This is a genomic window from Methylophaga thalassica MP, from assembly GCF_000214595.1.
GTDB lineage: Bacteria > Pseudomonadota > Gammaproteobacteria > Nitrosococcales > Methylophagaceae > Methylophaga > Methylophaga thalassica.
Window position 1 is genome coordinate 1,324,495 of record NZ_AFIG01000001.1, and the last position, 24,117, is coordinate 1,348,611.

Annotated in this window: 18 protein-coding genes; 12 read left to right on the forward strand and 6 right to left on the reverse strand. The window is 43.6% G+C overall.

The annotated features are described in order from the left end of the window. Positions 1-2: 2 nt before the first annotated feature. Positions 3-1,745, reverse strand: coding sequence for an acetolactate synthase 3 large subunit (locus MAMP_RS06305; protein WP_007145172.1), 1,743 nt, complete (start codon positions 1,743-1,745; stop codon positions 3-5). 164 nt (positions 1,746-1,909) lie between these two features. Here MAMP_RS06305 and pyrC point away from each other — a divergent pair, with 164 nt between their 5' ends. After that, positions 1,910-2,959, forward strand: coding sequence for a dihydroorotase (gene pyrC / locus MAMP_RS06310; protein WP_007145173.1), 1,050 nt, complete (start codon positions 1,910-1,912; stop codon positions 2,957-2,959). 1 nt (position 2,960) lies between these two features. On the opposite strand, the gene MAMP_RS16520 is transcribed toward pyrC, so the two are convergent. The 5 genes from MAMP_RS16520 to dapA all read right to left on the reverse strand — a co-directional run bounded on the left by MAMP_RS16520 (position 2,961) and on the right by dapA (position 7,492). Beyond that, positions 2,961-3,917 carry a sensor domain-containing diguanylate cyclase gene (locus tag MAMP_RS16520; protein ID WP_007145174.1) on the reverse strand — a complete coding sequence of 319 codons (957 nt, stop codon included), beginning with the start codon at positions 3,915-3,917 and terminating at the stop codon, positions 2,961-2,963. 152 nt (positions 3,918-4,069) lie between these two features. Then, positions 4,070-4,780 carry a phosphoribosylaminoimidazolesuccinocarboxamide synthase gene (purC, locus tag MAMP_RS06320; protein WP_007145175.1) on the reverse strand — a complete coding sequence of 237 codons (711 nt, stop codon included), beginning with the start codon at positions 4,778-4,780 and terminating at the stop codon, positions 4,070-4,072. 10 nt (positions 4,781-4,790) lie between these two features. Then, complete coding sequence (locus MAMP_RS06325; RefSeq protein ID WP_040576221.1) at positions 4,791-5,558, reverse strand: MBL fold metallo-hydrolase; 768 nt, start codon at positions 5,556-5,558, stop codon at positions 4,791-4,793. Then, positions 5,558-6,589: an outer membrane protein assembly factor BamC gene (gene bamC, locus MAMP_RS06330; RefSeq protein ID WP_007145177.1), complete on the reverse strand. Its 1,032-nt coding sequence runs from the start codon at positions 6,587-6,589 to the stop codon at positions 5,558-5,560. Before bamC ends, MAMP_RS06325 begins: the two co-directional genes overlap by 1 nt. A gap of 24 nt (positions 6,590-6,613) precedes the next feature. Then, on the reverse strand, positions 6,614-7,492 hold the full coding sequence (dapA, locus tag MAMP_RS06335) for a 4-hydroxy-tetrahydrodipicolinate synthase (protein WP_007145178.1): 879 nt from the start codon (positions 7,490-7,492) through the stop codon (positions 6,614-6,616). Between the two features lie 119 nt (positions 7,493-7,611). Between dapA and MAMP_RS06340 the strand changes: the two genes are divergently transcribed. The 11 genes from MAMP_RS06340 (at position 7,612) to MAMP_RS06390 (ending at position 24,115) form a co-directional block, all read left to right on the forward strand. Next, entirely contained in the window at positions 7,612-8,079 is a 468-nt protein-coding gene (locus MAMP_RS06340; RefSeq protein ID WP_007145179.1) for a peroxiredoxin, read from the forward strand. Positions 8,080-8,269: 190 nt separating this feature from the next. Then, positions 8,270-10,417, forward strand: coding sequence for a methyl-accepting chemotaxis protein (locus tag MAMP_RS06345; RefSeq protein ID WP_040576222.1), 2,148 nt, complete (start codon positions 8,270-8,272; stop codon positions 10,415-10,417). A gap of 87 nt (positions 10,418-10,504) precedes the next feature. Next, entirely contained in the window at positions 10,505-11,032 is a 528-nt protein-coding gene (locus tag MAMP_RS06350) for a hypothetical protein (RefSeq protein WP_007145181.1), read from the forward strand. A 351-nt stretch (positions 11,033-11,383) separates the two neighbouring features. Next, positions 11,384-14,287: a ribonucleoside-diphosphate reductase subunit alpha gene (locus MAMP_RS06355; RefSeq protein WP_040576223.1), complete on the forward strand. Its 2,904-nt coding sequence runs from the start codon at positions 11,384-11,386 to the stop codon at positions 14,285-14,287. Next, on the forward strand, positions 14,287-15,453 hold the full coding sequence (locus tag MAMP_RS06360) for a ribonucleotide-diphosphate reductase subunit beta (RefSeq protein ID WP_007145184.1): 1,167 nt from the start codon (positions 14,287-14,289) through the stop codon (positions 15,451-15,453). Before MAMP_RS06355 ends, MAMP_RS06360 begins: the two co-directional genes overlap by 1 nt. A gap of 90 nt (positions 15,454-15,543) precedes the next feature. After that, on the forward strand, positions 15,544-15,924 hold the full coding sequence (locus tag MAMP_RS06365) for a DUF262 domain-containing protein (RefSeq protein ID WP_040576224.1): 381 nt from the start codon (positions 15,544-15,546) through the stop codon (positions 15,922-15,924). Between the two features lie 81 nt (positions 15,925-16,005). After that, on the forward strand, positions 16,006-18,033 hold the full coding sequence (locus tag MAMP_RS06370) for a type I restriction-modification system subunit M (RefSeq protein WP_007145186.1): 2,028 nt from the start codon (positions 16,006-16,008) through the stop codon (positions 18,031-18,033). Then, positions 18,030-19,196 (forward strand): restriction endonuclease subunit S, encoded by a 1,167-nt coding sequence (locus tag MAMP_RS06375; protein ID WP_007145187.1) that lies wholly within the window; start codon positions 18,030-18,032, stop codon positions 19,194-19,196. The genes MAMP_RS06370 and MAMP_RS06375 overlap by 4 nt, the downstream gene beginning before the upstream one ends. Continuing rightward, entirely contained in the window at positions 19,193-22,432 is a 3,240-nt protein-coding gene (locus MAMP_RS06380; RefSeq protein WP_007145188.1) for a type I restriction endonuclease subunit R, read from the forward strand. The genes MAMP_RS06375 and MAMP_RS06380 overlap by 4 nt, the downstream gene beginning before the upstream one ends. 4 nt (positions 22,433-22,436) lie before the next feature. Then, a complete protein-coding gene (locus MAMP_RS06385; protein ID WP_040576225.1) occupies positions 22,437-23,705 on the forward strand; it encodes an ISL3 family transposase in 1,269 nt (422 codons plus the stop codon). 38 nt (positions 23,706-23,743) lie between these two features. Next, positions 23,744-24,115: a TIR domain-containing protein gene (locus MAMP_RS06390; protein WP_007145190.1), complete on the forward strand. Its 372-nt coding sequence runs from the start codon at positions 23,744-23,746 to the stop codon at positions 24,113-24,115. Positions 24,116-24,117: the final 2 nt, after the last annotated feature.

Genomic DNA, 24,117 nt, shown 5'->3' on the forward strand with positions numbered 1-24,117 from the left:
GGTTATGACAGCTCCCTTTCAGACTCTTGAGCAGGCGCACTGTATGGTGACATATGCATGTCATTGTGTGCCTTACCTTGAGCAATCATCGGATATACGTTTTCTGTTTGATCGGTAACGATATCAAAGAAAACCAAACGATCTTTCATAGCAAAACCGCGTTCGAGTTCTGCCCTGAGATCTTCGGGTTTTTCAATGCGAATACCGACATGACCATAACTTTCCGTTAACTTCACAAAGTCTGGTAATGATTCCATATAAGAGTGCGAATAACGATTTTCATAGAAAAATTCCTGCCACTGACGAACCATACCTAAGTAACGATTATTCAGAGCAACAATTTTGATTGGCAGCCCATACTGCAGACAGGTCGATAATTCCTGAATACACATTTGGATACTGCCTTCACCGGTAACACAAACAACCGTGTCATCAGGATAAGCTAACTGAACACCCATGGCAGCAGGTAAACCAAATCCCATGGTTCCCAGACCACCGGAATTAATCCAGCGATTGGGTTTATCAAAACCATAATATTGCGCTGCCCACATCTGATGCTGACCAACATCTGAAGTCACATAAGCATCACCACTGGTAATGTCATGAACCATCTCTATTACCGATTGCGGCTTGATTTTATCGCTATTACGGTCATAGCTCATACATTGTTTAGCACGCCAGCCATTAATGATTTTCCACCACTCTTCAATGGCTTTTTTCTGTGGCTTTTTACTGCTATTTGTCAACAAGTGGTTCATTTCCTGAAGCACGTCAGGAACACTACCCACAATAGGAATATCTACCGTGATCGTCTTAGAAATGGACGAAGGATCGATATCAATATGCACGATCTGTGCGTGGGGGCAAAACTCTGCAATTTTTCCGGTTACCCTGTCATCAAAGCGAGCACCAATAGCAATTAGCACATCACAATCATGCATCGCCATATTCGCTTCATAAGTGCCATGCATCCCAAGCATACCAAGGAACTGTTTATCCGTTGAAGGATAAGCACCTAGCCCCATTAAGGTACTGGTAATTGGGAATCCAAGATGACGAACGAATTTTCGCAACTCCTCTGAGCCGTTACCTAATACAACACCACCCCCCGTGTAAATCATGGGTTTTTTGGCAGATAACATCAGATCAACAGCGCGTTTGATTTGACCGGTATGGCCTTTCACTGTTGGCTGATAAGAACGCATCACTACTTTTTCTGGGTAGTGATAAGGCACTTTTATAGACGGATCAGTAATGTCTTTAGGAACATCGACAACAACAGGACCTGGCCGACCAGTCGAAGCAACATAAAATGCTTTTTTAACTGTCTCAGCGAGATCATTGATATCTTTAACTAAAAAGTTGTGCTTAACGCACGGGCGTGTAATCCCAACTGCATCAACTTCCTGAAAAGCATCACTACCAATAACAGCAGTGCTAACTTGACCGGTGATGACCACCATTGGAATGGAATCCATATATGCCGTTGCAATACCAGTGACAGCATTTGTAGCACCAGGACCAGATGTGACTAAGACCACACCAGGTTTACCTGTAGCCCGAGCGTAGCCATCTGCAGCATGTGTTGCAGCTTGCTCATGTCGAACCAGAATGTGTTTGACATCTTCCTGATTATATAGCGCGTCATAGATATGCAGCACTGCACCACCAGGATACCCGAAAAGGTATTCAACACCTTCGTCTTTGAGACATTGAACTAATATCTCGGCACCACTTAATTCCACGTGTTCCCCTTATATGTATGCCGTTCTTTTTAGTGAGCTAAAAAATTGTAAACGTGTAAAGTTACTTGTAATGCTTGATAAGGTCAAGAATAAGGTCTGTCGCCTCTCAGCGAAGAAAAGATCTATTTATCCTTAATGCATTTGCTGTGGCATAATTCGCCGCTATGACACAATTAAATCAAAACCAAATAACGTTAACCCGACCAGACGACTGGCACTTACACTTGCGCGACGATCTGGCTCTTCAGCGCACAGTTGTTGATACCGCCAGAATATTCGGACGAGCCATCGTCATGCCAAATCTGCGACCACCAGTCATCAGTACCGCCCTGGCACTCGACTATAAAAGCAGGATAGTTAAAAACATACCTGCAGATAGTCAGTTTCAACCGTTAATGACATTGTATCTCACCGATAACACCTCTGCCGATGAAATTTATCGCGCTAAAGAAAGTGGCGTTGTTCATGCCGTGAAACTCTATCCGGCTGGTGCAACAACCAATTCAGACGCTGGTGTCACCGATCTAAAACATTGTTATAACGCCTTAGACGCGATGCAGAAAATAGGCATGCCATTACTTGTTCATGGTGAAGTGACGTCAGCTGATATTGATGTATTTGACCGTGAAAAAGTATTTATCGATCAAGTATTAATTCCGCTGATTAATGACTTTCCTGAGTTAAGAATTGTGTTTGAACACATCACAACATCAAATGCTGCGGAATTTGTAGCGACGGCTAGCGAGAATATAGCTGCCACCATAACGCCACATCATCTTTTGTTAAATAGAAATGACCTTTTAGTCGGCGGCATTCATCCTCATCATTATTGTTTACCGGTATTGAAGAGAAATACCCATCAACAGGCTTTGATACAAGCTGCCACCTGTGGCAGTAAAAAATTCTTTTTAGGCACTGATAGTGCACCGCATCCACGGTCAGGCAAAGAAACGAGCTGTGGCTGCGCAGGTATTTATAGCGCACATGCCGCTATCGAATTGTATGCAGAAGCGTTTGAAGCCGCACAGGCACTGGATAAATTAGAAGCTTTTGCCAGTTTTAATGGAGCCGATTTTTATCGTCTGCCAAGAAACGAAGATAAGATAAGCTTAGTCAAAGAAAGTTGGGATGTACCAGAAACGTTAAGTTTTGCTGACAGCTCATTGGTACCAATGCGAGCAGGCAAGCAAATACACTGGAAAGTCGTTAGTTAAACTAACGACTTTTCTTGCGCTTATACATCAGCGCATCGCCTTCAGAAAGTAGATCATTTATTGTCACGTGTTTTGCAGGATCAAAGAGTACAATCCCGTATGAAAAAGTAATGTCATACCCCAACGCTTGCTGCTCATTACAGCGTTCAATTTGCTGAGAAAATCGTTTCATCACTTGATCGACAGCTTTTTTGTCGGCATCAACTAATAGAATGACAAACTCATCTCCGCCCATTCTGGCCACTATGTCTGAATCTCTGCCGACGTCATCTAAAACGCTTGCGAACTGCTGAAGCGCTCTATCACCCTCGGCATGACCAAATTTATCATTGATGGGTTTAAATTCATTAAGGTCAAGAAAAACTAAAGCTACGGGCAGCGCACCCCGTTTGCAGATATTCAAGGATTTTTCTGCCGACATATTAAATCCTCGTCGGTTTAATATGCCTGTAAGTTCATCCATCGTAGCCAATTCAACCGCTTGAATTTCGTGCTCAACAATGGTGGCCAAGTCTCTCAATAACTGTCGGTCTTCCTCTGTGAAAGCTCTTGGCTTAACATCTTTGATACACAAGGTACCTAACTTACTGCCATCCAAGTAACGAATGGGGTAACCAGCATAAAAACGTATGTGCTTTTGACCTATCAATAAAGGGTTGTCGACAAAACGTTCATCTTGATGCGTATCCTCAACAACAAAGGCCCCCTCTCCTAAAATGGCATGACCGCAGAAAGACAGATCTCGGGGAGTTTCGGTGATATCCAAGCCCTGACAGGACTTAAACCATTGACGATTTTTATCAACAATGCTGACAAGTGCGACGGGAACATCAAACAATTTAACAGCGATTCTTGTTAGTCGATCAAAACGTTCATCTGGTGCAGAATCAAGAATCGTCAGCGAATTCAGTGTCGCTAATCTTTCCTGTTCGTTCTCAGGTAAATCTGGTGTTTTCATTTAAAACTCCAGTTTTAGAAATGCAAAAACATCATAAATCACAATACATATTGTGTATATGAGCAATCTTTTATTCACCCGTTAGAGCAAGGTATGTATGTGAAAAAAAGGCTCATTTCGCAATTAACGAAATGAGCCTTAATAACTTGAACCTATAATTTAACGCCTATACGCTGTGCTACTTCTTCATAGGCTTCGATTACACCACCCAAACCTTGTCTGAAACGATCTTTATCCAGTTTTTTACGTGTTTCTGCATCCCACAGACGGCAACCATCTGGACTAAACTCATCACCTAAATAAATCTCGCCTTTGAACAAACCGAACTCCAGCTTATAGTCGACCAAGATCATCCCAGCATCAGCAAATAATTTCTGCAAATGTTCATTAACTTTAAACGTCAACTCTTTCATTTTGCTTATATCTTCAGCTTTTGCCCATCCGAATGTTTCGATGTGATATTCATTAATCATCGGATCATGTAATGCATCATTTTTCAGGAAAAATTCAAATACGGGTGGATTGAGTTCAAGTCCATCTTCAACGCCAAGGCGACGAACCAGACTACCTGAAGCCACATTACGTACGACACATTCCACAGGCACCATTTTCATGTTTTTAACCAATGATTCGGTGTCGTTCAGCAACGCTTCAAAATGCGTCGGAATACCTTTATCTGCCAGATATTGCATGATGAAAGCATTGAATTTGTTATTAACCATGCCTTTGCGGTTTAACTGTTCAACTTTTTCACCATCAAATGCCGAGGTGTCATCACGAAAGCTCAGAACGACATAATCTTCATTATCCGTAGCAAAAACACTTTTGGCTTTACCAGAATACAATTCTTGTTTCTTTTGCATCAGCTATCTCTTAGCGGTTAGTTATTTCACGCCAGTCAAAACCGGCCTCTTGGTCTGCAATGCCAATCCAGTCATGTTCACATGCCAGTGCATCAGCGAGCAATGGCACAACAAGTGACGGACAATTATTTTTTTCAGAAATATGCATTGCCATAATATGCTGCAAGTTCGTGGTGTCAATTTTCTCAAGTAATGAGGCGGATTGCACGTTATTTAAATGACCCAGCCTGCCACCAACTCGACGTTTAAGATGTTCGGGGTATTCCCCCTGCTCGAGCATCATCATATCGTGATTAGCTTCTAACAATAATCCATGACAACCCGACAATATTTGCTCAATCAAAGGTGTAATTGAGCCCACATCTGTCAATAATCCTAAACGGTGTTGTCCATCACCAAATACAAACTGGCTGGGCTCTCTTGCATCATGCGGAACTGGGAAAGGTTCAACTTCCAAATCCTTGATGCTGAAGGTTTCGTGACAATTAAATGTTTTAATGTGAGGTGCAACATCTTCAGGTAAACAGCCTGCAGTGCCAGGTGTTGTATAGACTGGTAGGCGATATTTACGTGCCATGACCCGGATGCCTGCCATATGATCCGCATGTTCATGCGTCACTAATAAAGCTGACAGTTGATGAGGATCGACGCCCAGCATTTGCAAACGTTTTTCAGCCTCACGAGCAGAAAAACCACAGTCAATCATGACTGTGGTTTCTCCCGATGTTACCAGCGTAGCGTTTCCTCGACTACCACTTCCAAGGGAAGCAAAACGCATTACGGTGCAAGTTGTTCCTGAATCAGATCTAACAAACGTTTAGCAGATTCATCAGAAGTTCGCACTTCATTTGAATCTAATACCATCACACGTGTTTGATCAGCATCAGACAGCAACTTAATGTAGTAGTATTCGTTTGGTTTTTTCTCAACATCATCACGCCAGAAAGCCAGCTTACTCAGCATGCCTTCATCATCTTCTTCGGCTTTCTTGAATGGATCAATATAACGAACAAAGTATTGTCCTTTAGTACGATCACGATCTTCTACAGAGAAACCTTTGCTATCAAGTACACGTCCGACTCGGCCCCAAACAGTTTGGAAATCCTGCTCAATCAGTAAGCTTTGCTGACCATTGCTATCATCCATCAGTAAGACACGCGCTGTTTCTTCTGGTGGTGGTGCTGGCGTAGCTAATTTAAACTGTTCCATATCCTGTTGATAAAGCGTACCTAAATAATCAGCCAGTTGACGAAGCATGGCTTCATCTTTCTGAGTATTCGCTTGCTCATCATCAGGGTTACCTAAATAGACTTTCGCCATCTTAGAGGTATCGCCTCGTTCCACTCGGATTCGATACACATAACCATCTGCATCAGGCGTTGTATCCATCAAACCAATGCGGTCATCTGCGCGAGCAATGCCCAAGTTTTTGGTAGCCCAGAAATCAATGATGCGCTGCCAAGTCACTTCACGTTCACCTGGCACAACGAGATGTCGGTCTTTACCTTCACCTGACAGTGCGGGTTTTGTATCCGGTGTAATGTTGTATTTAGCTGCCAGCGGATTTGTCGCTGCTTCTTCAAATTCAGAGTAAGTTGCAGTATTTGTTTGATTACCGGAAATATCATCTTTAATACGGCTTGTGCTTAAATCCGGCGGCACATCAAGCGGTGGCATGGTTTCAGCTTTACGGTATTTCTGAGTATTGTCAGGAACCACCTCATCCAATGATGAAAAAGCGCCACAAGCAGTTAGAGCAGTCGTCATCATGACAACCAGCGATGTTTGTTTAAATAATTTTACGTTCATTTAATACAGTTCACTCACTTGAATTTAGTTTAGAACACCGGCAGTGTTCAATGCATCACGCACAGATTGATGATAATTCTCAGACAATACCGTCATTGGCAGACGAATGCCACTAGAAATAAGTCTCATTTCGTTCAAAGCCCACTTAACAGGTATAGGGTTTGATTCTACAAATAAGAACTGGTGTAGTGCGACTAACTTTAAATTGATTTCGCGTGCCAGCGTCTCATCACCAGCAAGAGCAGCCTGACACATTTCATGCATCAGTTTCGGTGCGACATTTGCGGTAACAGAAATGACACCCTGACCTCCTGCGAGAATAAAATCGACAGTATTGGCATCTTCACCGGTATAAAGTTCAAATCCTTCTCGTGATAATTGTTTAATTTGTTGAACACGAGATACATCACCAGTGGCTTCTTTGATACCGATGATATTGGACAGTTCAGAAAGCCTTCCGACCGTTTCTGGTAACAGATCAGACGCTGTGCGACCTGGAACGTTATAGAGAATTTGTGGAATGTTGACGGCTTCAGCAATAGCTTTGAAATGGAGATACATCCCCTGCTGAGTCGGTTTATTGTAATAAGGTGCGACCAGCAATACAGCGTCAACACCCAGATCTTTTGCAGATTGAGTCAGTTCGATAGCTTCTGACGTGGAGTTAGCACCTGTACCCGCAATAACAGGAATACGACCATTAACTTGTTCTACCACCAGACGAATCACGTCGCAGTGTTCTTCTACGCTCAAGGTTGCAGATTCACCGGTCGTACCGACAGCGACAATGGCATCTGTGCCCTGGCTGATATGAAACTCGACCAGCTTTCGCAGGCTGTCAACATCCAAGGCACCATCTGCCTGCATGGGTGTGACAAGAGCTACCATACTGCCGCTAAACATATTTAAATGACTCCGAAAAAATAACAGGCATGGTACTTTGCCTGCCTGTTGATGACAAGATCAGACTGAATTGTGTAAGGTACTTTGCTTTCTAAATCTTTTCAAACAGGACGACTAAGATGACACAAGTACGATTAGGTGAAGCTGTCCCAGACTTTACGCTGCCAAGCACAGGCGATAAAACATTCCAACTTTCAGCGCTCAAAGGTAAACGTGTTTTGATCTATTTTTATCCAAAGGATAATACGCCCGGTTGTACACTTGAAGGTCAAAACTTCCGCGATAATATCGACTTTTTCAATGAGCATAATACCGTCATTTTTGGTATTTCACGTGACAGCCTTCGTATGCATGAAAATTTCAAAACTAAGCAGGCATTTCCTTTTGACTTACTGTCTGACGCTGATGAAGAAGCCTGCCAGTTATTTGATGTGATCAAACTTAAAAAACTCTACGGGAAAGAACATCTGGGCATTGTCCGCAGTACGTTTTTAATCGATGAAAATGGTGTACTTCAACAAGAGTGGCGAAATGTGAAGGTCAAAGATCATTTAGATGAAGTAAAACAAGCAATACTTGACCTATAGATACCGGATACAGACTTGGCCATGTTACAACCACGACCGTGCCCATAATGGAACATCTATCTTTATCATCCGCACTAAATTTGTGCACTTTTTGTCAATACCACTTTGTAGGTATACCAAAATAGATAGTCTTGGCGATTGGTCTGCTTTTTGCCTCTCGCAGTGTTAAACAACACTGTTAGGGGTAACAATGAGTCAATTACGAAGTACTTCCATGAATCTTAGCCACAAAGAAAAAACGTGGCTACCGTGGTTTGGACCAACAGGGAAACTGGCCATGTCCTGGTCGTGTCGCCTTAATCGACACAACTATGCCGCTGTCGAAAAAACATTTGAGGGAATCGCCGCTACCCGAGTAAAAATTCTTCAGCAATGGGTAGAAAATCAATGGAATCAAATGTCGTTTTTAGCTGAACAGCTAGCGGGTTCTTATCCAGAGCTACAAGCATCGCTGTTGGACGATCGGCTCAAGGCTGCGCCAGATTTCTCTGAATTATTTATCATTGATACCTCTGGCAAGGTCACTCACTCAACGTACAGCTCGCACGTCAATAAAGCAGACCTATCGAGTAAAGCGGTGCAGCATGGACTATCCGCACCGTTTCTTCACGGCCCTTATGTCGACAAATTAACCCTAGAAATTGGTCCTTCAAGCTCTAAGTTCCATGATGAAGTTACACTGATGTTCTACCAACCATTGATTGTAGATGGTGAGAGCGTCGGAGCCATATGTGGTCGTGTACCAAATGATGTGTTAGGTGATCTTATCCAGCGTGAAGCAGGTCATATCTATACCGAATCAGGTGACAACTATATTTTTATGGTCGAATCGCGGTTCGATCCTACTTTGCAACAGGGCATAGCCCTCTCCCGCTCACGTTTTGAAGATAATACGTTTTCACATGGCGAAAACCTGAAAAGCGGTATTCATACAGCTTTTGGTGTCGTAAAAATTCAACACCATACCGAGTTTGAAATACGCTTTACTGATCCGGCAACCAACGAGCTTCATCCAGGTGTACGTGAGACCATTCGCAACGGCGAAAACCTATTTGTCACCTATCCTGGTTACTCAGATTACCGGCACATCCCTGTTATTGGTAAAGGTGTCACCTTCCAATTAAAAGGTTCGCCAGATCGTTGGGGCATGATGTGTGAAGGTGATCTTGAGGAAGTTTACCGACGACGTTCAGTCAATGTCAGTTTAATGAAAGGCTTTGTCTGGTCAATGTCACTACTGCTGGGTACCAATATGGCATTACATGCTTTCACCCAATTGCCTGTAGTAGCTGTCAATGCTTTATCGATTGTCATGATTGCTGTGATAGCCATGATGTATAAGAAATTGACGACCAATCCACTGGCCAACCGCCTTGACCAAATGACCCACGTTATTCAGACGATTGCCGAGGGTGAAGGTAACCTGGCACAGCGACTTGATAACACGAAATTTGTTAACGACGAAACGGGTGATATGGGACGTTGGATAAATAGCTTTATTGATAATCTGGATGGCATTGTTGGTCAAGTCATCAAAACCAGTACGAATGTCCGACGCACGAATGAAGCTATGCTCGAAACAAACCGGGAAGCGTTTCATGTTTCTAATGAAGTAGCTAGTGCGATAGAAAGAATGTTGCAGCTGCTGGAAGATCAAATCCGTGACATTGGCAATGCATCAAACACAGCAGAAGCAATGAAGCAAGCGATGGACGAAGTTGTTCAAGAGGCCAGACTGCAATATGAGTCGGTACGAAGTGGTACACAGGAAATTCGTGATGTGGTGGAAACATCAGCTAAAGCGGTTCAATCCCTACATAATCGTACCGCAGAAATCGGCAATATTATTGGCGTCATCACTGAAATCACTAATCAAACCAATTTGCTCGCACTAAATGCGGCTATTGAAGCTGCCAGAGCCGGTGATCATGGTAGAGGTTTCTCAGTGGTGGCAGATGAAGTCCGTAACCTAGCACAAAGAACAGCTACATCGGCTGATGAAATTCAGAAAATGATTGAAACCATTCAGTCTGAAACGCTGGAAGCGTATAAATTTATGGAGTCAGGTGTGGAAAATGTGGACCGCAGCCTGAAGAAAACGGAAGAAGCCTCTTCTGAAAATACACAATTACATCAGTTAGTTGAACAAATGTTCTCCACCATTAAACAACTTGATCAGAATAGTCAGTTGCACGGTGCCACTGCACGGGACGTTGGACACTCGGCAAGCTTGATGACACAAGCCATTGATGCCTTGCAGCATCGCTCTGTTATGGTAAAAAACACTGCCCAAAAGCTCAGCCAACTGGTTGGCGTTTTCAGTGTCAGTACTCAGTAAATTTTCAGAAAATATAAGCAGATAGGGATATCTGCTTCATTTCTCTTGTCTCCTATTTTGTGTTTAGCCAGAAAAGGAGATTGCTTTATGGACATGCACATCAACCAAGAAACTAAACCAAGTAAGCTTGCCGCTGTATTTGATGATGAACAGAAAGCCATCGATGCCAAGCAAACCCTCGTCAATGTCGGTCACTTCAAACAGCAAGATATCGAAGTAATACAACCAAAAGACCGTAACACCAGTAAAAAAATTGAATCCGAACCCAAAGCTATCGCACGCTTTATTACACGTTCTCATTTTATTTTTGGTGGTGTTGGCTTGCTAGTCGGGCTAGTCATTGCCAGTGCGATGGTAGTATCCGGTCCAATGATGACTCAGTCGAGTCCACTCTATACCTATATAGCATTAGCCGTAGTGGGTACATTTGTTGGACTGTTGTTTGCCGGATTACTGTCGCTACGTCCGGATCATGATCCGCTAATCAACGATACCGTGACCGCAAGCCGTCATAATTTATGGACACTCATTGTGCAGACCGATGGTCGCAAAAATCTGAAGAAAGCACATCAACTCATGAACCCGACGGCCGTCTCTGTCACAGAAACATTCTAGTTCTTAAGTGCTTAGCGAAAAGTCTTCTGGTGCTGGTTGAACAAAACAATCAGCACCAGTATGATGCCCGTCCCCCTGGGACCAGACACAACAAAATCTGCCTTTTTTTCAGTAATAAAAAAAGTTTTTTCAGGCACCAAAAAGTTACAAAAGCTGTGATCCCGCATAGGGGCTGACTTAGCTCTAAGCACACAGTAAGTTATCCACAAAAAGTGCACAAATTATGTGCAAAATCTCCACTTGCCAAGCCTTCAAAAACACACTATCTTGTGGTTCAATCATTTCGAAACCACAACCTCTAGTGGTTTTGTGTTTTTTGATTATTTCAACATTATTGCAGGGATTTTCATTATGGCGAGCGAAACAGCACAACCCATTTATACCTCATCACAATCCGAAAGCGGATACAGCGTTATCCGTCGAAACGGTAAAGTCACCGAATTTGATAGCAGCAAAATTGCTGTCGCTATCACCAAAGCTTTTTTAGCGGTTGAAGGTGATTCCGCTAAAGATAGTCGTCGTATTCACGACACGGTGGCGAAACTGACCAGACAAGTCACTGACAATCTTTTACGTCGTATTGATGATGGTGGCACCGTTCACATTGAAGATATTCAAGATCAAGTTGAATTAGCTTTAATGCGTGAAGGTGAATATAAAGTTGCTCGCTCTTACGTTGTTTACCGTGAAAAACAAGCAGAAAAACGTGCTGAAGAAGAAAAGAAACATCCACAGCCTGCCAATGAATCTCCCCTGCATGTCATAGCAGCTGATGGCAGTCGTCACCCGCTAGACATCGATCGTTTACACAACCTTATTACCGAAGCATGTGAAGGTCTGGCAGAAGTTAACCGTGATGCCATTTTACGTGACACCCAACGTAACCTGTTTGACGGCGTTAAAGAGGCCGACGTCGAAAAAGCACTGGTGATGTCAGCGCGTACCTTTATCGAAAAAGATCCTGCCTACAGCACTCTGGCCGCTCGCCTGCTGATGGATGGTATTCGTCGTGAAGCATTAAGTTTTGTCTACAAAACACCTAAACAAGCCTCTCAGAATGAAATGGGCGATTTGTACGCTGACTACTTCAAAACTTATATCTCAACAGCCATTGAAAAAGAACTGATTGACTCAGAACTGGGCTTATTTGATTTAGACCGTCTGGGTAATGCATTAAAACCAGAACTGGACTTCGAGTTCACTTATCTGGGTCTGCAAACGCTGTATGACCGTTACTTCATTCACTTTGATGGTACACGCTTCGAATTACCACAAGCCTTCTATATGCGCGTGGCAATGGGCTTGGCTATCAACGAATTAAACCGTGAAGAACGTGCTATCGAGTTCTATAACTTATTATCAAGCTTCGATTTCATGAGCTCGACGCCTACCCTGTTCAATTCAGGCACACTGCGCCCACAATTATCTTCTTGCTACCTGACAACCGTACCTGATGATCTGAGCGGTATTTATAACGCGATGCGTGATAATGCCCTGTTATCAAAATATGCCGGTGGTCTGGGTAATGACTGGACCCGTGTTCGTGGTTTGGGCGCTCATATCAAAGGCACCAATGGTAAATCACAAGGTGTTGTGCCTTTCCTGAAAGTCGCTAACGATACTGCCGTTGCCGTTAACCAAGGTGGTAAACGTAAAGGCGCTGTTTGTGCTTACTTAGAAACATGGCACATCGACGTTGAAGAATTCTTAGACTTACGTAAAAACACCGGTGACGACCGTCGTCGTACACACGACATGAATACCGCTAACTGGATTCCAGACTTATTCATGAAACGTGTGGCTGAAGAAGGTCAATGGACCCTGTTCTCACCAGAAGAAGTCGAAGACTTACATGACTTAACCGGTCTTGATTTTGAAAGAGCCTATGAAGCCTACGAAGAAAAAGCGGCTCGTGGTGATATTCGTAACTTCAAACAACTGCCTGCCACAGACTTATGGCGCAAAATGTTAGGTATGCTGTTCGAAACAGGTCACCCTTGGATTACTTTTAAAGATCCATGTAACCTGCGTAGCCCACAACAGCATGTTGGTGTAGTTCACAGCTCAAACCTGTGTACAGAAATCACCCTGAACACATCAGATAAAGAAATCGCTGTATGTAACTTAGGTAGTGTCAATATGGTGAAACATATTGATGAAAACGGTAAGCTGGACAAAGAAAAACTGCAAAAAACCGTTCGTACCGCGATGCGTATGTTAGATAACGTTATCGAGTACAACTACTACAGCGTGCCGCAAGCACGTCACTCAAACTTACAACACCGCCCTGTTGGTTTAGGTCTGATGGGCTTCCAGGATGCACTGTACAAACTGCGTATTCCTTATAGCTCTGATGAAGCCGTTCAATTTGCTGATGAATCAATGGAAGCGATCAGCTACTACGCGATTGAAGCTTCTTCTGATTTGGCTGCAGAACGTGGTAAGTACCAAACCTATGAAGGTAGCTTATGGAGCAAAGGTATTCTGCCCATCGATTCAATCAAATTATTGAAAGAAGCACGTGGCGAATATCTGCAACAAGACGAAAGCAAAACCATGGACTGGGACATGCTGCGTGACAAGATCAAACGTCAAGGCATGCGTAACTCAAACACCATGGCGATTGCCCCAACAGCGACGATTTCAAACATCTGTGGTGTCAGCCAATCGATTGAGCCGACCTATCAGAACCTGTTCGTGAAATCGAACCTGTCAGGTGAGTTCACGGTTATCAACCCATACATGGTTGAAGATCTGAAAGCACGTAACCTGTGGGATGATGTGATGATTAACGATCTGAAATACTTCGACGGTAGCCTGCAAGGTATCGACCGTATTCCAGCCGAGTTGAAATCACTCTACACCACGGCATTTGAAATGGATGCACGCTGGTTAATTGAAGCCGCATCACGCCGCCAAAAATGGCTGGATCAAGCTCAAAGCCTTAACTTATATATGGCTGAACCATCAGGTAAGAAGATGGACAACCTCTATAAACTGGCTTGGGTACGTGGCTTGAAAACTACCTATTACCTCCGCTCTATGGGGGCAACAGGTGCAGAGAAAACCAGCACAGCACCGACTACAGCAACAGAAGCGCCTGCACCAAGCAAGCCTAAACCTGTTGCTGCCGCGAGCACGCCAGCGCCGGTTGCCAGCTCGTCATCAAGCATAGACGATTTAGTTCTAGGTGAAGGTATGGAAGCGCCAAAAGCGTGTTCAATTTTAGAACCAGATTGTGAGGCATGTCAGTAATGTTGAATTGGGATGATCCATTCTCAGCACCGATAGCCGGTACTGCGGAAGCAAAAAAACAAAGCGAAGAAAAAGCAGCAGCACAGCCTGCTGCTCCAGCCGCTAACGATCTCAGCGAAGCCCCGGCTTCTGCTGAGATCAAGAAAATGCCATTAATGAACGCCAAACCCGTCAATGCTGACGACAAACGCGTTATCAATGGTGAAGCCGATATTAACCAGTTAGCACCGTTCAAATACCCTTGGGCATGGAACTACTTCCTCAATGCCAACAAGAATCACTGGACACCGCTGGATATCAACATGGCGCAAGACGTTCATGACTACCGTCATAAACTGACGCTGGAAGAACGCCATGTCTATGAAAACGTGCTGTCATACCTGACCACATCAGACATCTTAGCGATGCGTAATATCGGTCTGGCCGTAATGGAAAAAATGACCGCGCCTGAACTGCAAATCTATCAGGCTCGCCAAGTGTATGAAGAAGCATTGCACACATGGACATACCAGCACTGTATCGAAACCATTGGTCTAGATCAGTCAGAAATCTACAACCGCTACCGTGTTGTGCCAGAGATTTACCAAAAAATTAAACTGGCCAATGACCGTTTAAACACCGTCATGCGTAGTGATATTGATCTGCATGACCGTGATGAACTCGAAAACTTTGTCATGTCGTATGCGTTCTTCGCTGGCATCTTCGAAGGTTCATGGTTCTACAACGGCTTCAGCCCGATCTTTGCTCTACAACGTCGTGGTCTGATGAAAGGCACCGCCGAACAGCTGCAATACATCATGCGTGATGAAGTTATGCACGCCTCTTTCGGTATTCGCGTCTGTAAGCAAATCATGAAAGAAGAAAACGTCACGCTGGACCCGAAAAAAGTCCAACAGATGTTTGAAGAAGCCGATGCTGCAGAAGAAACCTATGCAGGCTACATTCTGCGTGACCCAATTTTAGGTTACTCAAAAGAAGTGCATCACGGCCAGTTCCGTTACACAGCCAACCGTCGTGCGAAACAACTAGGCTTTGAAGAACCGTTCCCAGGTGCCGAAGCCACCCTGCCCTGGCTTGATGAACAAGCCAATATGCGGAAGGAGAAGAACTTCTTCGAAACCAAAGTCACCGAGTATCAAACTGGTGGCGGTTTGAAGTGGGACTGATGATTTAATGGAAAAGCCGACTTTATGTCGGCTTTTTTATAATCTAAACGGACAAACTACATAATAAAAAGAAATGCAGACGGAGCTAATATGCAAACGGACCTCTTTTCGATCTCAAAAATTTTCACTGAGCGACTTTTACGAATTCCAGATTATCAACGAGGCTATGCTTGGACTGAAAAACAACTAAAGGATTATTGGAATGATCTATGCCAATTAGAAATGGGAAAAAATCACTATATTGGAGTATTAACACTAGAGGATGTTCCAGAAAGTGTGATTGAGAGCTGGGCTGAAGATCATTGGATAATTAAAAATAAAAACTTTGCTCCATTTTATGTTGTTGACGGCCAGCAAAGATTGACTACTACAATTATTTTTATTCAAGCAATTACGGAGGTTATCGGAAAAGATAAAAAGGCTATTTGCAATCTGAGGTTGGATCATGAAATTTTTTATAAAATAGCATAACCCTTCTTTTGTGCAAAACTTGGTTGACTACACTCTATTGCATAATGTATTGTTTTGTGCAAAAGATGGTTGGAGACCGAAATGACAGAATTCTCAGGTTCAGCTGCCTCGCAGGCAGATTTTATTTGGAAAAACGCAGAAGACCTTTGGGGTGATTTTAAACATACCGATTTCGGTAAGATTATTTTACCCTTTACCTTGTTACGTCGATTGGAGTGCGCTCTTGAATCTACAAGAGAAGCGGTAAGGGAGGCTTACGACAATTTCAAGGATGCCGAAGTTGAGCTTGACCCAATTCTACGCCAAACCGCTGGCTATCCCTTCTACAACACCTCTGAGTATTCGCTTTCAACGCTTGGCAGTACAAAAACTCGTCGTAATCTCGAAGACTACATTTCTCTTTTTTCTGATAATGCCAGAGCAATATTTGAAGAGTTTGAATTCGGTAACACGATAATCCGGCTTGAGAAAGCTGGGTTACTTTTCACCATCTGCAAAAACTTTGCTGGTATTGATTTACACCCTGACACCGTGCCAGACAGAGTGATGAGTAATATCTATGAGCATTTGATCCGCCGTTTTGGTGCTGAAGTCAATGAAGGCGCTGAAGATTTCATGACCCCAAGGGATGTCGTGCATTTAGCCACAGCACTCTTGCTTGATCCTGATGATGCACTGTTTGAGGCAAGCCCTGGCCTTATTCGTACCCTGTACGATCCTACTTGCGGGACAGGCGGATTTTTAACTGACGCAATGAACCATGTTGCCGACTATGGCAACCATTATAAAATTCCACCGGTACTGGTTCCTCACGGCCAAGAACTTGAACCGGAAACTCATGCGGTTTGTGTAGCGGGTATGCTCATCCGTCGCCTTGAGTCAGATCCAGGTCGAGATCTTTCTAAAAATATCCTTCAGGGAAGCACACTTTCTAATGATCAGTTTGCAGGTGATCGTTTCCACTACTGCTTATCTAATCCGCCATTTGGTAAAAAGTGGGAGAAAGATAAAACTGCTGTGGAACGCGAACATAAACAAGGTGAATTAGGTCGCTTTGGCCCTGGTTTGCCGCGTATCAATGACGGTTCCATGTTGTTTTTGATGCACCTTGCAAGCAAGCTTGAATTGCCAAAAAATGGTGGTGGACGTGCTGCAATCGTCTTATCCGGCTCGCCGTTATTCAATGGCGGCGCAGGCTCTGGCGAGTCTGAAATTCGTCGTTGGTTACTCGAAAATGACCTTGTTGAAGCCATTGTTGCTCTGCCCACAGATATTTTCTTTAGAACCAATATCGCTACCTACCTTTGGATATTATCAAACAAGAAAACCGATAATCGCAAAGGTAAGGTGCAACTTATCAATGCCACTGACCTTTGGACACCTATCAAGAATGAAGGTAACAAACGCCGCATTGTGGGTGATGATCAGCGCCGTCAGATTTTGGATATTTATGCCGCTGCCGAAAATGACGCGCTCTCTAAAATGGTAGATTACCAAGTATTTGGCTACCGCCGTATTAAAGTGCTTCGCCCGCTGCGGATGACGCTTAAGCTTGATGAGCAAGGTTTATCCACGTTAGAAGCAACGGATACCTGGCAGAAACTACCTGTTGAGCATAAAGCATTCTGGCGCGAGGCCATTAAGCCTCAGTTGGGTGAGACAAAGGAATACATCTGGGCAGAAACCTTTACCAAAGAAACAGCAAAAACACCTGATGCCAAGCTGCTTAAGGTAAAAGGCAACAAGACCTTTATTACTGCCTTGATTGCTGCGTTTGGTAAAAACGATCCAGATGCAGAACCGGTGATCGATGCACAAGGTAATATCGTTCCTGACACAGATTTAACCGATTACGAAAACGTACCTTATCTGGATTCGATCCAGGACTACTTTGCCCGCGAAGTGCTGCCGCATGCGCCAGATGCTTATATCGACGAAAGCTTTATCGACGACAGAGATAAGCAGCTTGGTCGCGTGGGTTATGAAATCAACTTCAACCGTTTCTTTTATCAATATCAACCACCGCGTAAACTGCATGATATCGATGCCGAATTGAAAGAGGTTGAAAGCGAGATTGCAGCACTCTTGGCAGAGGTGGCAACAGAATGAGTCACTATAAACCTTATCTAGAGTATAAAGGGACAGACTTAGCATGGCTAAAGTCAGTACCTAGCCATTGGAAAATCGCACAATTTAAAAGACTTATATCCATCAATAATGGCTCAGATCATAAACAAATTGAGGCCGATGACGGATACCCTGTTTACGGTTCTGGTGGCGTATTTGCTTATGCAAAAGATTATATCCATGACGGTGAATCTGTTTTATTAGGACGTAAGGGCACGATAGACAAACCGCTATACGTTAAAGGGAAGTTTTGGACAGTTGATACAATGTATTGGTCAAAAATATTGCCCACTGCAAATGGAAAATTTTGCTACTACATTGCTACAACAATTCCTTTTGGCCTCTATTCTACAAATACCGCGCTACCAAGCATGACTCAAACAGACTTAGGTTCGCATGTCGTGGCTTTTCCTGATTACAATGAACAAACGGAAATTACTCGCGTCCTCGATTGCGAAACAACCCGCATAGACGCACTAATCAGAAAAAAGTCTAGATTTCTCGAACTTATAAAAGAGAAAATTTTAGCATTGGTAATGAACGAACAGATTAATGGTAATGGTAAATTTGATCGTTTAAAACGGATGACAAACGTAGTCTCCAGGCCAGCAACAATTGTTGACAGTGATGAGTATGTAGCATTGGGGCTTTATAACCGAGGTAGAGGTCTTTTCCATAAGCCAGTAACTCTTGGCAAGGATATGGGAGATTCAAGCTTTTTCTATGTAGAAGAAGGAGATCTTATTCTTAGTGGGCAATTCGCATGGGAAGGCGCTGTAACAATGGCAACCGAGAAGGAAACGGGGTGCGTAGTCTCTCATAGGTACCCAGTCATCCGTGGAAAATCGATTGCTACCGAATATTTGTTTGCTTTATTTATGACGAATTTCGGTGATTTTTTATTAAACGAGTCTTCAAGAGGTGCTGCGGGAAGAAATAGACCGTTGAACATTAACCTTCTGCTTAACGAAAAAATACGTATTCCATCGCCGGAAGTTCAACGTGAGGTAAAAAGACTGATGTACTTGAAAGCGCAAGCTGATGTAAAAGTTAAAAAAAGCATTGCCTTGCTCAAAGAGCGTCGTTCAGCATTTATCACTGCGGCGGTAACTGGGAAGATAGATTTACGAGGAGAACCCGCATGAACGCATCAGCGCATCAGGAAAAGCATTTTCAACGTTACATTGTTGAGAGGCTGGTCGAGCAAGGCTGGAAGCTGGGAGATACCAAACACTACGATACCGAACGAGCGCTTTACCCGGAAGACCTCGAAGCCTGGATAAAAACTAGCGGCCAAAAGGATAAATGGGAGAAGCTGGAGCGGTTAAATGGTACAAAAACCCTCGACGTGGTGGTGGAGCGACTGACCAAGGCATTGGAGCAACAGGGTGCAGTTCAGGTGCTACGTCAAGGCTTCTCAATTGCAGGCTGTGGTCTGATTGAAATGACTGAAACTGCCCCTGAAGATATGCGCAACGAAGCGGTGATAGAGCGCTACAAGGCCAATATTCTGCGTGTTGTACCGGAACTGAAATACCATCCTGCGCGTGAGTTTGCGATTGACTTAGTATTCTTCATCAATGGCCTGCCTGTAGCAACTGTTGAGCTAAAAACGGACTTCACCCAGTCAGCGGAAGCGGCTATGGAGCAATACCAACAAGACCGACTGCCATTTGACCCCAAAACCAAGCGTAAAGAACCTTTATTGACCTTTAAGCGCGGTGCCGTGGTGCATTTTGCCATGTCGGATTCTGAAATCATGATGGCGACCAAACTGGATGGCGTAAATACCTTCTTCCTGCCCTTCAATAAAGGGCATGAGGGGCGAGCTGGCAACCCACCTGGTGAAAAGAAACCGGATGGTAGCATTGAATACCCTGTCGCTTACTTTTGGGAGGATGTGTGCCAACCCGATGCATGGTTACGCATATTCCATAGCTTTGTGTATGTAGAGAAAAAAGATGTGGTTGATATTCATGGCAATTGGTCCAAAAAAGAAACGCTCATTTTTCCGCGTTTTCATCAATGGACGGCAGTGAATAACATGATTGCAGATGCCCGCAAGAACGGTGCAGGCATGACCTATCTGGCTGACCATAGCGCCGGATCAGGCAAGACCAGTACTATTTCATGGACGGCTCATGATTTAGTGAAATTACGGGAAGACAATGGCGATGCGGTATTTAACAGTGTCATTATTGTAACCGACCGTAATGTATTAGATGGGCAACTACAAGATGCTGTAAAGCAAATTGACCATCAGTTTGGTGTGATTGCTGCGATAGATCGACAGAAGTCATCGCAATCAAAAAGCAAGCAACTTTCAGAGGCCTTGATCAATGGTACACCTATAGTTGTGGTCACTATTCAGACCTTCCCTTACGCCATGGAAGCAGTTATTACCGACAAGGCACTTAAGGGTAAGCGCTTTGCTGTGATTATCGATGAAGCCCATAATTCTCAAACAGGTTCTACCGCCGCCAAATTACAGACCGCTCTTGGGATGAGTGGGCACGGAAAAATGTCCAGCATGACTGTGGATGAACTGTTAGAGCAACTGCAAAAATCACGTGCTCGGCCCGACAACATTAGCTACTTCGCGTTTACAGGTACACCTAAACACGCGACCTTAATGCTCTTTGGTCGACCTGAAGACACGTCAAATCCGACATCAAAAGAAAATCCACCCAAAGCTTTTCACAAGTACACCATGCGACAAGCAATTGAAGAAGGCTTTATCCTTGATGTTTTAAAAGGATACGTACCGTATCAAACCGCCTTTAATCTGTCGAAACAGCTTGAAGACAGTAAGCGTGTGAGTGGTAAGGCAGCAAAACGTGCATTAGCTCAATGGATGGCACTACATCCGACCAATGTTACTCAGAAAGTCCAATTCATTATTGAGCATTTCTCTAAAAACGTGGCGCACCGTTTAGATGGGAAGGCGAAGGCAATGGTTGTAACGAGTTCACGAGCTGCCGCTATTCGCTACAAGAAAGCGTTTGACCGTTATATTGAATTACATAGCGAATACAGTTTCATCCATTCGTTGGTAGCCTTTTCTGGCAAAATGACTGGAAAACAGGTGATGCACAATGATGATGAGGCTTTTGAAGAGGTATTCGTTATTGACGAAAACGAGGAATTTACCGAACAAAGCATGAATCCTGATGTACAAGGTCAAGACTTACGCTTTGCGTTTGATCGCCCTGAATATAGAGTGATGCTAGTTGCTGACAAATTCCAAACGGGATTTGATCAACCGAAGTTAGTGGCAATGTATGTCGATAAAAAAATTGCTAACCACGTCGAAATTGTGCAGACGTTTTCACGTTTGAACCGCATGGCTCCAGGAAAAGATGAAGTATTCATAATCGACTTTGTGAATGATCCGGCCAATGTACGGTATGCCTTCTCACTCTATGACGACGGTGCGCATATCGATGATGTTCAAGAACTGAATGTGGTTTATGAAATAAAAGAGCGGTTGGACGAACATGGCCTTTACAGCGAGAAAGACTTGATCGCTTTCAAAGAAGCCCGCTTCAAAACCATTCGCGATATTACTCACTCTCAAACTCCGCAACACAAGGCGCTTTATGCGGCAACAGAAGCTGCTACTCGTCTTTATAATGAAAAAATGAAAATGCTTCGCGATGCGATGGCAACGTGGGAGGGGGCTTTTGAAAAGGCTCGTGCGCAAGGTGATGAAGCAGGGATGAAATCAGCAGATCATCATCAAGATGAATATGCAGAGCAGATTAAATCCTTATTGGGTTTTAAGTCGGATCTAGGGCGCTTCTGCCGAACCTATTCTTATGTGGCACAACTTATTGATTTTGGAGATCCAGAGCTTGAGAATTTTGCTGCTTTTTCTAAGTTATTGCAAAAGCGATTGCACAATGAAGCCCCTGAAACTGTAGATTTGAAAGGACTGGTTCTTACAGGTTTTGATATTAAAGGGCGTGTTGTTGAACCTATTGAGGATGAAGACAAGCCGGTTTTAGAACCTGTCGGCCCCGGTGGTGGTGGAGGTGCAGGAGACAAGCCCAAATTTGTGCAAGAAATCATTGAAAAGCTCAATAGTTTGTTTGGGGAGGCTACGCCTATTCGAGATCAGGTTGCATTTGTTAACCAAATTAAGTCAATTGCCGGTGAAAGTGACGTGGTTATGGCTCAGGTTGAGAGCAACACGCGAGAACAGGCGCTAAAAGGTAATTTACCTGGCGCAGTACAACAAGCTGTTGTTCGTGCGCTTACTAGCCATCAGAAACTTGCCACACAGGTACTTAAATCAGATCGCCAAGGGATGTCAGCTCTGGTCGATGTGATTTATGAAATGCTTAGAGATGGTAAAAATATAGATTTGGATTTGGACTAGCCTGATGCTTGATTTACTAAATCTACCGGGTATTAAACCGGTGGATATGTATAAAGAGAGCAAGGCGCTAATCATTGTAGCCGTGGCCGACGAGGTCTGTGCGCCAATGTGCCCAGATTGCAAAATTCCAATGCACAAGCATGGAACTCGCAAGAACAAGTTCTCTGACACCCCACTATATATGGAACCAGTCCGGCTTGAAGTGCAAAGACCGCGTTTTCGTTGTGAAAGCTGCGGAAAAATGGCTATGCCTGAACTGAGTTTTCTGGATGATAAGCGTCGAGCAACTAAACGGTTGGTCGATGTTATTCGTCAACAGTGCCTCGGCACCACATTTAGGGCATTAGCAGACCAAACTGGCGTCGCTGTTAATACAGTAAAAAATATTGCGCATGACTTGATTGATGAATTAGAACAAACGGTTTGTTACGAAACGCCGGTTATCATGGGCATTGATGAGGTTAACTTGGCCGGAGGTTATCGATGCGTTATCACAAACCTTGCGACTAACAACGTATTTGAAATGCTGGAACAGCGTACGCAAGACCACCTGAAACCATTTTTTAAGGAATTGCCTAACCGTGAAAAAGTCGAATGGGTATGCACCGATATGTGGCGTCCATTTAAACGGTCTTTTGCTGAATTTTTGCCAAACGCAAAGTTGGTAATTGATAAGTTTCATGTTGTTAAAATGGCATCTGAAGCATTAGAAGAAGAGCGTAAAAAATATCAGGTACAGCTTAGTAAGGAAGATAGAATTAATGTCAAAAAATCAATCCGATGGCTGACGCTTAAGCGACCCGCTAACCTGACTCCTGCTGAACATAAGGCTCTTGCTATCGTGCGTGAGCAAATACCAGAATTGTCCATTGCTTATGATTTCAAAGAAAGCTTCTTTGCTATCTATGATGAACCAGACAAGCAAAAAGCTCAGAACGCATTTGAGGCATGGAAAAATAGTTTACCTGACGATGGCATGGAGCCTTTCAAAAAGCTTGTCAAAACCGTTCACAACCACTATGAAGATATTTTTGCTTATTGGGATGCACCGTTCCCAATAACTAATGCCTACACAGAAGGCTTGAACGGATTGATCAAGATGTCTAATCGACTTGGGCGTGGCTATAGCTATGAGATCATTCGCGCAAAGACACTATATTCGTCAGAAGCCCGCAAGGTTGGTAGCGGTATCCGTTCTGGTCGTGGAAAGGTTGAGTATGGGCCACATATACCTACGCTTGTTAAGCAGGTTGAAAGTGGTGAATTAGATTAAGAACACACTAAATTATCAATAAAATGGAGAACTGATATATGGCTACTAAAAAAACGATATTTATAGCTTTTGCGATTGAAGACGAGAGACAGCGGGATTTTTTAAAGGGTCAATCGTTAAATACCAACTCCCCTTTTGAATATATCGATATGTCTGTAAAAGAAGCTTACGACGCTGATTGGAAGGCCAAAGTAAGAACTCGCATTAAAAGGTCTGACGGTGTCATTGCACTTATTAGCAATAACTCATTGAAGTCAAGTGGTCAGAAGTGGGAAATAGCTTGTGCAAAAGAAGAAGGCAAAAAAGTTTTGGGAGTTTGGGCATACACGGATGACAGGACAAATGTAGAAGGTGTCAAAACTGTTGTTTGGACCTGGGATGCCATTAAAAATTTCATAGACAGTTTATAAAG